The sequence below is a fragment of the Pseudomonas sp. 1 R 17 genome (assembly GCF_900067035.1).
Taxonomy (GTDB): domain Bacteria; phylum Pseudomonadota; class Gammaproteobacteria; order Pseudomonadales; family Pseudomonadaceae; genus Aquipseudomonas; species Aquipseudomonas marginalis.
Genome location: NZ_FKLB01000064.1, coordinates 6,841 through 20,033, shown reverse-complemented (window position 1 = coordinate 20,033; position 13,193 = coordinate 6,841). Strand labels below are relative to the sequence as shown.

Genomic DNA, 13,193 nt, shown 5'->3' with positions numbered 1-13,193 from the left:
CGCTGCTCAATCCTTGTGCATGGCCTTGATCAATACCCGCGAAACCTGCTCGGCAGAGTAAGGCTTGGGCAGGAACTCGAAGCCGTCATAGCCATTATCGGCCAGCTCTTCGCTGTAGCCCGAGGTCAGTATCACCGGCAGGTCCGCTCGACGCTGGCGCAGCAGCTTGGCCATGGCGACGCCGGTGATACCGGGCATGACCACGTCGGAGAAGATCACATCGAAGGCCCTCCCATCGTGCCCGGCAAGGGTCAGGGCCTGTTCGGCATCGGTCACCCAGCTGGCCTGGTAGCCCAGGTCTTGAAGAATCTGGCTGGCAAACCGCCCGATCTCCAGATTGTCCTCCACAATCAGCACCCGGCACTGTGATGTGTCGTGGGACGACGCCAGCGTTTCCTCGCAGGGGGGCGGCGCTGCTTCGGCTTCGACCTGGGGCAGATACAAGGTGAATACGCTGCCTTGGCCAGGCGTGCTGGTCACATCGATATTGCCCTCCGACTGCTTGGCGAAGCCGAAGACTTGCGACAGGCCCAGGCCGGTGCCTTTACCCACCGCCTTGGTGGTGAAGAACGGCTCGAAAATGCGTTCGACGGTGTCTTCGGGAATGCCGGGGCCGGTATCGGCGAGCGAAATGGCGACATACGCCTTACCCGACCCGGCGTCGCCGCGAATGTGGGGCAACGGCTGTGCCCCGAGGACCTTCAGGGTCAGGGTGCCCTGGCCCTCCATTGCGTCCCGTGCATTGAGGGCGATGTTGATCAGTGCGGTTTCAAACTGGCTGGCATCAATCCGCGCAAAACACGGCTGCGAAGGCATCTCGACACGTACATGAATACGCGCGCCTGTGACGCTCTCCAGCATCTCGCCGATGTTCTGTACGCGCTGGCCCACGTCGAAGACTTCCGGGTTCAGCGGTTGGCGGCGGGCAAAGGCGAGCAATTGGCTGGTCAACTTGCTCGCCCGCTCTACGGTATCCGCCACTGCGCCCATATAGCGCTGGCGACGCTGTTCCGGCAGGTCTGGCTGACGCAGGAAGTCCACCGATGAGCGAATGATGGTCAGCAGGTTGTTGAAGTCATGGGCCACGCCGCCGGTGAGTTGGCCGATGGCTTCGAGTTTCTGCGACTGGCGCAGCGCGGCTTCGGCCTTGGCCAGCGCCAGGGTGCGTTCTTCGACGCGCTGTTCGAGAGTGGTGTTCAGTTCGGCATAGGCCGCCAGGCCCTTGCGCACATCGGCATCGGCACGCACGCGCTCGATATGCGCCCAGGAGCGCTCGGTGACTTCCCGCAACAGGGCCAGGTCGTAGGGTGACCAGGCGCGTGGGTTTTTGTCATGGACGGCCATCAGGGCGGTCAGGCGACCGTTCTTGATCAGCGGCATGCAGATGGTCGCCGTCACCCCAAGGGCCTGGAAGGTGGCGGACTCTGCGGGTGGCAACTCGCGCAGATTGTCGTGGATCACCAGGGGCTCGCCGGCGCGCAGGCATTTGACGGCCATCTCGCCGAACGCCGCCAGGCTGTAGCGGCCGATGATGCTGGGCGAGCCGGGCGCGGTCCAATTGTCACGAATGGTAAAGCCGTCTTCATCGGCGTCCATGTCGGCGTAGGCGCAATTGCTCACCTGCAGGTGCTCGGCCAGCAAGCGGGTGGTGCTGGTCATGATGGCTTCGGCATCGACGGCGTTGACCACCGCGTTGCCGATGGCGTCCAGCACCGCCAGGCGGCGTGCCAGGAACACCGTGGCGGTGGTCTCGGTGACGGTGTCGAGCATGCCGACCACCTTGCCTTGGGGATCGCGGATCGGGCTGTAGCAGAAGGTGAAGTACGCCTGCTCCCGCCTCGGGCCGCGTTCAATCACCAGGGGAAAGTTTTCGATATAGGTGGCGTGGCCCTCGAAGGCGGCGTTGGCGATGGGGCTGACGTCATCCCACACCTCGGCCCACACTTCGTTGAACGGGCGCCCCAACGCGTAGGGCTTGCTGCCCAGGATCGGGATAAACGCATCGTTGTAGAGCGTGATCAGCTGCGGGCCCCAGACAATCGCCTGGGGAAAGCTGGAGGCGAAGCACAGCGCCACGGTGGTCTTTAACACGTCCGGCCACTGTTCCAGCGGTCCTAGGGGCGTATTGGCCCAATCATGCTGACGTACTTGCTCAGCCATGTCGCTGCTGCTTTGCAGCCAATTCATCATTGGGAGAACACCTTGTATTCCGGAATCTTCAACGCGCCCGCAAGGATGTGGCGTAAAGCTACAGACCTGTCTGGTCGCTGCCAGTTCAGCACGATTATCCGCTAGATGGCATTTTGATGCTGTATTCGTTTGAAAGAGCGAAGGCCGGGGGGCGGGCGATTGCCCAACCCTTACTGCGTGCCGAATAAAGCGGTCCAGTAGATGCCCGCGTCACTCTTCGGGTCCATGGCATAGGCCGAGCCCAATTCGCGAAACTGCGGGTTCATCAGGTTGGCGCAATGACCTGGGCTGGCGAGCCAGCCGTCGACCACCTTGCGCGGGGTGTCCAGGCCGGCGGCGATGTTTTCGCCGATGTTCTTCGCGATATACCCGGCCAGTTCCGCGCGGTCGCCAGGCGTGCGGCCGTCGTGGTCCAGGTGGTCGAAGAAATTGCCGTTGGCCATGTTGCGCGTGTGGCTGTTGGCGGCCCCGGCCAGCGCCTCGTTCCACGACAATGGCGTGGTCGCGGTAAACGCCTGGGTACCGCACTGGCGCGGTTGCGTGCGGGCGGCATTGATCAGGTCGAGCAGCTTGCGGCCTTCGGTTTGCCAATCGCCCAGGCCGCTGGACAGCAACGGGCGGGCCAGCACGATGCGCCAGTCCTGGCCGCTGTTGCTCACGCCGATGTCGACGAATTGCGGGTCCAGCACCACCCGGCAGAAACTCTCGCGCACGGCTTTCATGGCTGCCTGGGCGTCCTTGGGCCCGGACAGGCTGATCGCCTGCACATTGACCATCGGGTACGCGGCACGGGCCAGGGCCTGCTGCAGGTCGCCGACGTTATTGGCCGGCAGCACCAGCCGTGTATCGTTGGCCAACGGTGGCAGTTCCTGGGAACCCTGGTCGCCGCAGCGCTGCACCTGGCTGCGGTACTCGTTGATCTGTTGCACCAACTGACTTTCTTCATTCGCCATCGCGCTGGCGCAGAACACCGTACTGGCGGCCAGCGTCGTAAGACCCATCATCAATGACAGAACGCGCATGGACGTTACCCTTGAGCTTGAAAGTGCCCATGATGCGCGATGTAACCCCGTCTGGCGCAACGCCTTTTTTGTTTTTTTGCCTCAACGGGTATTCTGTGGGGCATTCACGGCGCGGATGCGGCCCGTTGCCATCGCGGTGGCCAGCAGGATCAAGCCCACGGCGACGGTGAAAGTCGCATGCAGGCCGCTGGTCACGGATTGCGCGTTGGCGCGGGTGACATCCGGGGTCGCCCAGGCGAACACCGCCCCCAGGGCCGAGGTACCGAAGATCAGCCCGATATTGCGTGACAGGTTGAGCAAGCCTGCGACCGTACCTCGGCGCGCACCGTCTACATCGCACATCACCGCAGTGTTGTTGGCGGCCTGGAACAGACTATAGCCCGTCGTCAGAATCACCAGCCCCCCAAGGTAGGCGATCAATCCCGAGGCCAACGACAACAGTAATGCGCCGCAAAACAGGATGCCCAACCCGGCGAAAGTCATAAGGCGCCAGCCCTGGCGGTCGGTGAGGCGCCCCGCCGGTACACCGCTGAGCGCCGCGACACAGGGCCCGACGGCCATGGCCAGGCCCATCCATTGCGGGTCCAGCCCCAGCCCCTTGGACAGGTAGAAAGGGCCGACCACAAAGGTTGCCATGATCACCGCCGCTACTAACGCACTCATCGCGAGACTCGTGCGCAAGGGTGCTTCCTTCAACGGTGACCAGACGCTGGAAGGTGAGCCTGCTTGGCGTCGATCAACCGGCAAGTAGCGCCACGCGAGGCTGGCCGTGAGTAATCCCAAGGGCATGCCCACCAGAAACAGCGCGCGCCACCCCCATACACTGAGCAATAACCCGCCAGCGGCGGGGCCCATGGCGGTACCGACGGCTGACATCGTGCCCAGCAGGCCCATCACCCGGCCGATGCGTTCCTTGGGCACCGTGTCGCCGACCATCCCCAGCGCCATGGCCATCATGCTCGCCGCGCCCAAGCCCTGCAGGAGGCGTGCGGCAATCAGCCAGCCCAGCGAGGGCGCGCCCGCACACAGCCCACTGCCCAGCGCAAACAACAGCAGCCCGGCGAGCAACAGCCGGCGACGGCCCAGGCGATCGCCCATTCGGCCGGCCATGACAATCACCGCCGTGATCGCCATCAGGTAGGCCAGCACCACCCACTGCACGGCATGAAACGACGCATCGAATGCCTGTACCAGGCTGGGCAGGCCGACATTGGCGATGCTGGTGCCGAGGGCGGCGAGCAACATGGACAGCGACAGGCTGGCAAGGCCGCCGCGTGAAGACGTATGCATGGAAGATTCCTTGGGTGGACGCAACTGTCACAAATCTACGGCCTGGCCTAACATGGCGGAAGACGCAGGGTTTGCAGTTAATACCTGCGTCAAACGCCTGCTAAGGAGCGCCCATGTCCGACTTTAATCTGCTGATTACCCTGGATGTCTTGCTGGCCGAAGGCAGTGTCGCCCGAGCGGCCAAACGCTTGCAGTTGAGCCCCTCGGCCATGAGCCGGGCGCTGGCGCGCTTGCGCGAGACCACCGGCGATCCGCTGTTGGTCCGCGCTGGGCGCGGGCTGGTGCCGACGCCGCGGGCGCAGGCATTGCGTGAGCAGGTCAGCCGCCTGGTGCAGGACGCCCATGCGGTGCTGCGCCCGGCACACGCCCTGGACCTGGCCCAGGTGGAGCGCACGTTCACCTTGCGCACCAGTGAAGAGTTCGTCGAAAACTTCGGTCCCGTGTTGCTGGCGCGCATCGCACGGGAGGCGCCCGGTGTACGCCTGCGTTTCGTCAGCAAGACCGACAAGGACAGCACGTTACTGCGCCAAGGCAGCGTCGACCTGGAAACCGGCGTGGTCGACCCTGACGCCAGCCCCGAAGTGCTGACCCAGGCGCTGTTTCGCGACCGTTTGATTGGCGTGGTGCGCAGCGGCCATCCCCTGAGCCAGGGCGACATCAGTGCCGAGCGGTTTGCCCAGGGGCGCCACGTCTACGTCTCGCGGCGCGGGCAGGAGCGCGGCCAGATCGACGATGGGCTTGAAGCCCTGGGCTTGACGCGGCAGATCGGCACCATCGTCGCCGGGTTCGCCACGGCCATCGCCCTGGCCCGCGACACCGACCTGATTGCCTGCGTGCCCGAACGCTACACCGCCCATCAGCGCGAAGGCCTGTACAGCTTTGCGTTGCCGTTGACGCTGGCACCGTTCACCGTGGCGATGCTCTGGCATCCGCGGCTGGATGCCGACCTGGCCCACCGCTGGTTGCGCGGGTGCGTGCGTGAGGTGTGCGGACACTGAACGGCCTGCAACAGGTACAATCGCCGCTGCCTTGACGCGAAACCCCAGGAATCTGCATGTTCAGCCTTACCCGCTACACCACACCGTGCCCCGAGCCCATCAATGCCCAGATCCTGCAGATGGTGGTGGACAACCTCACCGACATCAGCAGCGTCGCACTGCCGCCGAGCAACCTGCTCTACAACATCTACCAATATGCCATCGGCTTTGAGGTGCACCTGTACCTGGAGGCATTGGGCGGGTCGAAGGGGATTGCCGTTGAGTTGATCGTGGCGATGCTCGAGGAGCAGGTGATTGGCTTTTGCCTGTACCTGCCGGTGAAAGATGATCCTGAAGCCTGTGGCATCGCCTTTATGGCGGTACAGGCCGGTTTCCGGCGTCAGGGTGTGGCGCGCGGGATGATGGCGGACGTGGTGGCGCGCTATCCCCATGCCGAGTTGGCATGTGCCGTGGAGAAGGTAGCGGCCTTCGAGGCCATGGGTTTTCAAGTGCGGGGTGCGCGGGGCACCCAGGTGTTGATGAATACCCGGGCCTACGGCACCGATGGCTTGATGGGCGTGTTGGATGTGGCGGCAATCTACAGTTCGCTGGAGGTACGCCAGATCCATACCTACCTGCTGCAAAAACACGGCAAGCGGGCGATGGTGGATGCCGAGAAACAGCGGGACCGGCACCTCGATCAACTGGCACGCAAGGTCCAGCTGTTTGTGGCAGGGCGTTAGCCTGGCCTGCTTGGCTTTTTTGTAGTGCTTCTGTAGTGAGCGGGCTTGCCCCGCGCTGGGCTGCGAAGCGGCCCCAGAAACAGCCCCTGAGCTGCCTGGCACACTGCAGTGCTCTTATTGGGGCTGCTTCGCAGCCCAGCGCGGGGCAAGCCCGCTCACCACAACAAGCCCGCTCACCACAGAAGCTTCTTCAGTCTTCAACGCTGTGCGCGATTGACCATCGCCAGGATGGTTGCCAGTAGTTCCTGTTGCGCTTCTTCCCGGCTGATCTCGCCGCTCGCCGCAGCATCGGACAACGCTTCCGCCGCCCCCAGCATCGCCCGTAATCCTGGCTGTGAAACCTGGCCAAAGGGCGCCAGCGCGGCGCGGCATTTGTCGAGAAAAATCGCCTCATACTTACGCTTGAGCGCTTCCAGCTCCGGCGAGCTGCTCAGTGCGGCAATCACCCCCGGAATTTCCCGGCCCTGCAATAACACGCAATCGACATAGCACGAGGCGATCACCCAGGCACGTTCTTCCAAGGTCGCGCTGCTGGCGTCGAGGGCTTCGGCAAACACCTGGGTCTGACGCGCGTCAAAGTCTTCATACAGCGCGGCGAGCAGCCCGGCACGGGTGACGAAGTGGTCGTAGACCACCGGTTTGGTGACGCCGGCCAGTTCCGCCAGGCGGCCCAGGGTCAGGGCTTCGGTGCCTTCCTCGCGCACCAGTTGCCAGGCCACCTCCAGTAATTGACGCAGGCGATCTTCACGGGACAGGCGACGACGTGGGGCAGGGGATTCAGGGCTTGACATGCTTATATACCAAAAGTAACTTGTTGGTGTTAACTTACCAAAAGTAGATTAAACCCAAAGGGAGTCAAAGTCATGCACGCACTCATCGTCGTTGCCCATCACGACCCACAATCCCTCACCCACGCCGTGGCCGCGCAGGTGGCTGCCGGGCTGACTGCTGAGGGCCACACCTTCGAAATCGCCGACCTCGCCGCCGAAGGCTTCGACCCGCGCTACACCGCCGCCGACCACCTCGTACACCACACCCGCGCCACGCCCCCGGCCGACGTGCTGGCGGAACAGGCACGCATCGACCGCGCCGATGCCCTGGTGCTGGCGTTCCCGATCTACTGGTGGTCGCTGCCGGGCCTGCTCAAGGGCTGGGTCGACCGCGTGTTCGTCAACGGCTGGGCGATCGATTACGGCCCGGACATGCCCGTGGTGAAAAAACTGCGGCACTTGCACGTGCACCTGTTGGCCCTGGGGGCGGCCGATGAAAGCGCGTTTGACCGACACGGCTACGCCAAGGCGATGCGCACGCAGATCGACTACGGGATTTTTGATTACTGTGGAGCGAAAGTGGTGACGTCGGCGTTGTTGCTGGAGTCGGAAGATGGCGCGGCGACCGCGCATCTGCAAGCAGCCAGGGCGGTAGGGCAGAAACTGTTCGAGGCCGAGACGGTCGCCGGTTGATTCAACCTTCGCGAAACAGGTCGTGGGCGTCCAGCAGGCGGTAGGCAATTTCCGGATTTTTCTCCAGGCCCCGGCGAATCGCCGCCGGGATCGCTTGCCGGGTCTTGCGGCACATGCCTGGCAGCTCGTCGATGACGATCTGGATACCGCGCATGCTCTTGACCTCGTTGTGCCCCGGCGCGATATGCACGCGGATGCCCAATAGCTCGTGCATCCGCTGTTGCATGCGCTCCAGGTCTTGCAGGCTTTGCAGGTTTTCCAGGCGCTCGACCAGGCGTTTCTCTTCCTGCCGCGTCAGGCTGAGGATACGCAGGTCCGCGCCGGGGGCTTCCAGCAGTTGTTCACGGTCGCAGACACAGGCACCGGGTGGGCAGGGTTGGCGAATGGTCATGATCCTTACCTCCCCATTCCGACGCCGTTGAGTCAGTCGCTCAACGCGACCCCAAGGCTGCCCAGGGCCTTCCAGTACCCAGGATAGGTCTTGGCCACGCAGTCCGGGTCCTGAATGCGGATTCCCGCGATTTTCAACCCCGCGAGTGCAAAGCACATGGCGATGCGGTGGTCGGCATGGGTGTCGATCAGGGCGTTGCACGACGTGCCGGCCAGCGCCGGGTCGGCCGCGACCAGCAGGTCATCGCCTTCAATGCTGGCGAGGCCCGGACGGATCGCATTGAGGCCGTCATGCAGGGCCTGTACGCGATCGCATTCCTTGACCCGCAGGTTGGCCAGCTCAGTGAAACGCACCGGGGTGTTGTTGAAGGCAGCCAGGACCGCCAGGGTCGGGATCGCGTCCTGCATCTGCGAACCGAGCACGGTGGCCTGCATATTCGGGAACTGCGCGATCACGGCCTGGGCCTTGGCGTCTGGTTGGGTGAAGGCCTGGGCGGCCACGCCGATGTCGATGCGGCCACCGGTCAACACTTCGGCAGCCCACAAGTAGGTGGCGGCGGAAGCGTCGGGTTCGATCAGGTAATCATGGGCGGTGTAGCCGGTGGGGGCCACGCGCCAGGTGGTGTCGTCGAGCACATCGACCTGGGCGCCGAAGGCCCGCATGCAGTCCAGGGTCAGGTCCACGTAGCCACGGGCACCGATGTCCTTGCCGGTCAGTGCCACTTCAATCGGCGCTTCGCCGCACGCGGCCAGCATCAACAGGGCCGATACATACTGGCTGGACAAGCCGCCGTCGATCTCGAAGCGCTTGGCCTGGACCGTGCCCACGCCGTGCACCGTCACCGGCGGGCAACCGGTCGGGCTGTCGACCTGGATACCGTTCTGGCCGAGGGTGGCCAGCAGCGGGCCAATCGGGCGTTTTTGCATATAGTCGTCGCCGTCCAGTACCACGGTGCCTTGCACGGTAGCCACGGCGGCCGTCAGGAAGCGCATCGCGGTGCCGGCATTGCCGAGGAACAACGGCTGCGCCGGCAATTGCAGCTTGCCGGTGCCGGTGACCACGAAGGTGGTGTCGTCCGGCTCGTCGATGGTCACGCCCATCTGGCGCAGGGCCACCGACATATGCCGGGTGTCGTCGCTCTTCAAGGCGCCGCTCAGGCGGCTGGTGCCCTTGGCCAGCGCCGCCAGCAGCAGGGCGCGGTTGGTAATGGATTTGGAGCCGGGGGGCGCGACCTTGCCATTCAGGGGGAAGTTGGGCGGTGTAACGGTCACGGTTTTCTGCGAACTCAAGGTGCAAGGCTCCTGATCAAGGCAAGGTGGTACGGAGTGGCCGACGGGCGGACCCGAATAATCGGCCAAAGCAGCGGTGCTTGTCGAGGCTTAGCGCAAGGCCAGCCAGTAATCATGCAGGGCCCGCGCCGCCGGTTCGATTGCGCTGACGCGTTGTTGATGGGCCGGCACATCGAGGTCGGCCGGCAACTCGAAGTTGTCCTGTTCGGCGCACCAGGAGATTTTCTCCAGCTGTGCGGCTTGTTCGGCCGGCAATTCCGGCCAGTTGCCGATCGCCGCGCCACGGATATAGCCAAAGCACCACTCTTCGGCGAGGGTCACGTCCTGGCCCTGGTGTTCGGTTTCATCGAAGCGCGCCTTGAAGCCCTCGGCGTCAGTCGCCAGTTGTCCGGCCAGGGTGTTGATATGACGCACGCACAGGTCAAGGAACTGCTGGGCCTCTTCGGCGTTTTCCCACTCCGGGTTCTGCCCGCCCCAGATCGCCGGGAACCACTCGGCGATGTCCACCTGTGCCGGGCTGGACACCAGCGCGGTGAAGTAGCCGTCGAGTTCGGCCAGGTTCAGCACCGAATGGTCGTCGCCGTATTTCAACAGGGTTTCTTCGATGAATTCGAAATCGGCGGGGGCGAGGGGTTGGGCGTGCATGGGCATATCCTTTAAACGTCGAACGCCGCTGATGGGGCGGCTCAAAGCGCGAAGGATGGCGTGTGCCGGGGCTTTTATCCAGCGTCTTTTCCATCGCCGTTGCCAGTCCCGCTTTTGGCCGATGCGCCGTCACGTACCCTTGTTATAGTTCAGGCCTTATCACTCGCCAGCCAGGGATCACTGCCATGTCCGAATATCAAGCTTTCGTCGTCGAACTCAGCGGCAACGTAGCCCATGTGCAGATCAACCGCCCGGAAAAGATCAACGCGATGAACGCCGCGTTCTGGACCGAGATCATCGACATCTTCCAATGGATCGAAGACACCGACGCCGTACGCGCCGTGGTGCTCAGCGGTGCCGGCAAGCATTTTTCCTCCGGCATCGACCTGATGATGCTGGCCTCGGTGGCCAATGACTTCGGCAAGGATGTGGGCCGCAATGCACGCCTGCTGCGGCGCAAGATCCTCGAGCTGCAAGCCTCGTTCAATGCCGTCGACAACTGCCGCAAGCCGGTACTGGCAGCGATCCAGGGTTACTGCATCGGTGGCGCCATCGACCTGATCAGCGCCTGCGACATGCGCTACGCGGCTGAAGACGCGCAATTCTCGATCAAGGAAATCGACATCGGCATGGCCGCCGACGTCGGCACCCTGCAACGCCTGCCACGCATCATCGGCGACGGCATGCTGCGTGAGCTGGCCTACACCGGCCGCCCGTTCGGTGCCGAGGAGGCGCGCAGCATCGGCCTGGTCAATCGCGTGTATGCCGACCAGGAAAGCCTGTTGGCCGGCGTGTTCGAGATCGCCCATGAAATCGCGGCCAAATCGCCGATTGCGGTCACCGGCACCAAAGCCATGATCAGCTACATGCGTGACCATACGGTCAATGACGGTCTGGAATACGTTGCCACCTGGAACTCGGCTATGTTGCAATCCAACGACCTGCGCGTGGCCATCGCGGCCCATATGAGCAAGCAGAAACCCGAATTCGTGGATTGACTGACATGACCCCAGGCTGGATTACCACAACGCTGCTGGACAACGACGCCCCCGGCGGCTGGGCCGTCGCCCGCAGCCGCGACGGCTTTTTGCATGACGCCAACGGCCCGCTGTTCCCTCGGGAATGGCTCAAGCGCCAGGAGCTTTCGGTGTTTGCCGAACATGGCATCGGCCACCTCGACGGTGAGCCGGTGTATCTGCTGGAACTCGACTCGGCGGGCGAAGTGCCTGGTTGCAGCTGGCAGGGCCTGCGCGGCTTCATGCTGCAAGGTGATCACACCCTCTACAAAGTGCTGGGCTACGCCGCGCAGATCGGCACCTGGGCGCGGGAGCATCGGTTCTGCGGCAGTTGCGGCCAGGCCATGGTCCAGGTGCCACGGGAACGGGCGATGTATTGCCAGGCCTGCGACCTGCGCAGCTACCCGCGGATTTCGCCGAGCATGATCGTGCTGGTGACCCGTGGCGACGAGATCCTGCTGGCGCGCTCGCCACGGTTTGTCACCGGGGTCTACAGCACCTTGGCGGGCTTTGCCGAGCCGGGGGAGTCGGCCGAAGACTGCCTGATCCGCGAGGTGCGTGAAGAAGTGCAGGTGGAGGTCAGGAACATCCAGTACATGGGCAGCCAGTGCTGGCCGTTCCCCCATTCGATGATGCTGGGCTTCCATGCCGAGTACGCCGGTGGCGACATCGTGCCCCAGGCCGACGAGATCGAGGACGCGCAGTGGTTCAGCATCCACGACCTGCCGCCGTTGCCGGCGTCACGCTCGATTGCGCGTTACCTGATCGACCTCTACCTGGCCCGTCGCCTAGGCCACGCTGAACCAGTGCTGCCAGGCTAGGCGCACGGTCAGGCCGAGAACCACGGTGATAAACACCGGGCGAATGAATTTGGCGCCGCCGCTGATCGCGCTGCGCGCGCCAAAGAACGCGCCACACATCACCGACACGCCCATCGCCAGGCCGACAATCCAATCCACCGAGCCGTTGAAGATAAACACCGACAGCGCCGCCGCGTTGCTGACGAAGTTCATGCTGCGCGCCACGCCGCTGGCCTTCACCAGGTCGATGGGGTGCAACAGCATGGTGCTCACGGTCCAGAATGCACCGGTACCGGGGCCGGCCACGCCGTCGTAGAAGCCCAGGCCGAAACCCTGGGTGCCTTGCCATTTCTTCTTGATCGGCGCGTCGGCGTCCAGTGGCGCCTTGGGCGTGCCACCAAACAGCAAATACACGCCGCAAGCGAATACGATCACCGGCAGCATTTTGTTCAGGGTTTCGGCGGGCAGGTAGTGGGCAACCACCGCACCGGCCAGCGCACCGATCAACGTGCCGATGATCGCATGCACCCACTGACGCGGGTGGAACAGCTTGCGACGGTAGAAGGTGAAGCTGGCCGTGGCCGAACCGAAGGTGGAGCTGAGCTTGTTGGTACCCAGTACCAGGTGGGGCGGCATCCCGGCGGTGAGCAGCGCCGGGGTGGTAAGCAGGCCGCCGCCACCGGCGATGGCGTCGATAAAGCCGGCGATAAAGGCCACGACGGCGAGAATGGCGAGGGTGGTGAGGTCTACGCTGAGTTCGAAGGGCATTGGGCAGGGCTTATGGTTGGCAGTGCGCAGCAAAACGCTGTGCGAAGGGCTGCCATCTTACCTGCCTGATGTACGCAGAACCAAATGTGGGAGGGGGCTTGTTTCCGTGGCGGCCTTCGGGCCGACCATGTCGTTGGTTTTGACCGAGTACATATCCGTTGCTGCGGTAACGGCCACTTATGGTTTCGCTTTTACAGCGACTCACTTTTGGAGGGACCCAAAAGTAAGCAAAAGGTCCTCGCCCCAACACTCGGCACCTCGCTTAGGCTCGGTGTGCCCTCACTCCGGCTTTGGAGCGTGGGCCGCCGCAATGGGCCATCCTTGGCCCAGTGCGGCTAACCCGGCGTCCTGCCGGGTTACCCACGCTCCAAAGCCTGCGTTCGGCCAGCGTGTTTGACGGGGCGATCCCAGATCAAAAACAAAGCGAGGCGGCCTTAAAGCCGACCTGATCTTTGACGCGTACGCGGTGTGGCTTCTACTTCCTTAACCGCTGACGAAGTCAGCAATCTTTTGATCTGCTCTGGCTCTGGCTTTTGATCTTGATCTCAGGCGCCCCGTTAACCACGCTGGCCGAACGCAGGCTTGAATCCGTGGGTAAC

General features: G+C 63.5%; 13 protein-coding genes. 5 read left to right on the top strand and 8 right to left on the bottom strand.

What is annotated here, in order from left to right:
- Window positions 1–6: 6 nt before the first annotated feature.
- The 3 genes from BFP99_RS26780 to BFP99_RS26770 all read right to left on the bottom strand — a co-directional run bounded on the left by BFP99_RS26780 (window position 7) and on the right by BFP99_RS26770 (window position 4,502).
- Window positions 7–2,190 (bottom strand): GAF domain-containing protein, encoded by a 2,184-nt coding sequence (locus BFP99_RS26780; RefSeq protein ID WP_065948631.1) that lies wholly within the window; start codon window positions 2,188–2,190, stop codon window positions 7–9.
- A 170-nt stretch (window positions 2,191–2,360) separates the two neighbouring features.
- Window positions 2,361–3,212 carry a CAP domain-containing protein gene (locus BFP99_RS26775; RefSeq protein ID WP_065927834.1) on the bottom strand — a complete coding sequence of 284 codons (852 nt, stop codon included), beginning with the start codon at window positions 3,210–3,212 and terminating at the stop codon, window positions 2,361–2,363.
- A gap of 81 nt (window positions 3,213–3,293) precedes the next feature.
- A complete protein-coding gene (locus tag BFP99_RS26770; RefSeq protein ID WP_065948630.1) occupies window positions 3,294–4,502 on the bottom strand; it encodes an MFS transporter in 1,209 nt (402 codons plus the stop codon).
- 113 nt (window positions 4,503–4,615) lie between these two features.
- Between BFP99_RS26770 and BFP99_RS26765 the strand changes: the two genes are divergently transcribed.
- Complete coding sequence (locus BFP99_RS26765; RefSeq protein ID WP_065948629.1) at window positions 4,616–5,500, top strand: LysR family transcriptional regulator; 885 nt, start codon at window positions 4,616–4,618, stop codon at window positions 5,498–5,500.
- Between the two features lie 56 nt (window positions 5,501–5,556).
- Window positions 5,557–6,222: a GNAT family N-acetyltransferase gene (locus tag BFP99_RS26760; RefSeq protein ID WP_065927831.1), complete on the top strand. Its 666-nt coding sequence runs from the start codon at window positions 5,557–5,559 to the stop codon at window positions 6,220–6,222.
- 197 nt (window positions 6,223–6,419) lie between these two features.
- On the opposite strand, the gene BFP99_RS26755 is transcribed toward BFP99_RS26760, so the two are convergent.
- A complete protein-coding gene (locus BFP99_RS26755; RefSeq protein WP_065927830.1) occupies window positions 6,420–7,013 on the bottom strand; it encodes a TetR/AcrR family transcriptional regulator in 594 nt (197 codons plus the stop codon).
- A gap of 72 nt (window positions 7,014–7,085) precedes the next feature.
- Here BFP99_RS26755 and BFP99_RS26750 point away from each other — a divergent pair, with 72 nt between their 5' ends.
- The gene (locus BFP99_RS26750) at window positions 7,086–7,685 is read left to right on the top strand and encodes an NAD(P)H-dependent oxidoreductase (RefSeq protein WP_065948628.1); all 600 of its coding nucleotides are present in this window, start codon (window positions 7,086–7,088) and stop codon (window positions 7,683–7,685) included.
- Between the two features lies 1 nt (window position 7,686).
- Here BFP99_RS26750 and BFP99_RS26745 read toward each other — a convergent pair whose 3' ends face one another.
- The 3 genes from BFP99_RS26745 to BFP99_RS26735 form a co-directional block, all read right to left on the bottom strand.
- Window positions 7,687–8,076, bottom strand: coding sequence for a hypothetical protein (locus tag BFP99_RS26745; RefSeq protein ID WP_065927828.1), 390 nt, complete (start codon window positions 8,074–8,076; stop codon window positions 7,687–7,689).
- A 32-nt stretch (window positions 8,077–8,108) separates the two neighbouring features.
- Window positions 8,109–9,365, bottom strand: coding sequence for a 3-phosphoshikimate 1-carboxyvinyltransferase (aroA, locus tag BFP99_RS26740; protein ID WP_065948627.1), 1,257 nt, complete (start codon window positions 9,363–9,365; stop codon window positions 8,109–8,111).
- A 90-nt stretch (window positions 9,366–9,455) separates the two neighbouring features.
- Entirely contained in the window at window positions 9,456–10,010 is a 555-nt protein-coding gene (locus BFP99_RS26735; protein WP_065948626.1) for a UPF0149 family protein, read from the bottom strand.
- Between the two features lie 185 nt (window positions 10,011–10,195).
- On the opposite strand from BFP99_RS26735, the gene BFP99_RS26730 reads away from it, so the two are divergent.
- Complete coding sequence (locus tag BFP99_RS26730; protein ID WP_027606371.1) at window positions 10,196–11,008, top strand: crotonase/enoyl-CoA hydratase family protein; 813 nt, start codon at window positions 10,196–10,198, stop codon at window positions 11,006–11,008.
- A gap of 5 nt (window positions 11,009–11,013) precedes the next feature.
- Complete coding sequence (gene nudC, locus BFP99_RS26725; protein ID WP_065927825.1) at window positions 11,014–11,847, top strand: NAD(+) diphosphatase; 834 nt, start codon at window positions 11,014–11,016, stop codon at window positions 11,845–11,847.
- On the opposite strand, the gene BFP99_RS26720 is transcribed toward nudC, so the two are convergent.
- Window positions 11,815–12,594 carry a TSUP family transporter gene (locus tag BFP99_RS26720; RefSeq protein WP_065927824.1) on the bottom strand — a complete coding sequence of 260 codons (780 nt, stop codon included), beginning with the start codon at window positions 12,592–12,594 and terminating at the stop codon, window positions 11,815–11,817. The genes nudC and BFP99_RS26720 overlap by 33 nt on opposite strands.
- Window positions 12,595–13,193: the final 599 nt, after the last annotated feature.

What these genes read in the sequence shown, in the direction of transcription:
- BFP99_RS26755 (WP_065927830.1), bottom strand. Translation starts at nt 7,013, where the DNA reads ATGTCAAGCCCTGAATCCCCTGCCCCACGTCGTCGCCTGTCCCGTGAA.
- BFP99_RS26775 (WP_065927834.1), bottom strand. Translation starts at nt 3,212, where the DNA reads ATGCGCGTTCTGTCATTGATGATGGGTCTTACGACGCTGGCCGCCAGT.
- BFP99_RS26780 (WP_065948631.1), bottom strand. Translation starts at nt 2,190, where the DNA reads ATGATGAATTGGCTGCAAAGCAGCAGCGACATGGCTGAGCAAGTACGT.
- BFP99_RS26760 (WP_065927831.1), top strand. Translation starts at nt 5,557, where the DNA reads ATGTTCAGCCTTACCCGCTACACCACACCGTGCCCCGAGCCCATCAAT.
- BFP99_RS26765 (WP_065948629.1), top strand. Translation starts at nt 4,616, where the DNA reads ATGTCCGACTTTAATCTGCTGATTACCCTGGATGTCTTGCTGGCCGAA.
- nudC (WP_065927825.1), top strand. Translation starts at nt 11,014, where the DNA reads ATGACCCCAGGCTGGATTACCACAACGCTGCTGGACAACGACGCCCCC.
- BFP99_RS26745 (WP_065927828.1), bottom strand. Translation starts at nt 8,076, where the DNA reads ATGACCATTCGCCAACCCTGCCCACCCGGTGCCTGTGTCTGCGACCGT.
- BFP99_RS26720 (WP_065927824.1), bottom strand. Translation starts at nt 12,594, where the DNA reads ATGCCCTTCGAACTCAGCGTAGACCTCACCACCCTCGCCATTCTCGCC.
- BFP99_RS26735 (WP_065948626.1), bottom strand. Translation starts at nt 10,010, where the DNA reads ATGCACGCCCAACCCCTCGCCCCCGCCGATTTCGAATTCATCGAAGAA.
- BFP99_RS26750 (WP_065948628.1), top strand. Translation starts at nt 7,086, where the DNA reads ATGCACGCACTCATCGTCGTTGCCCATCACGACCCACAATCCCTCACC.
- BFP99_RS26730 (WP_027606371.1), top strand. Translation starts at nt 10,196, where the DNA reads ATGTCCGAATATCAAGCTTTCGTCGTCGAACTCAGCGGCAACGTAGCC.
- BFP99_RS26770 (WP_065948630.1), bottom strand. Translation starts at nt 4,502, where the DNA reads ATGCATACGTCTTCACGCGGCGGCCTTGCCAGCCTGTCGCTGTCCATG.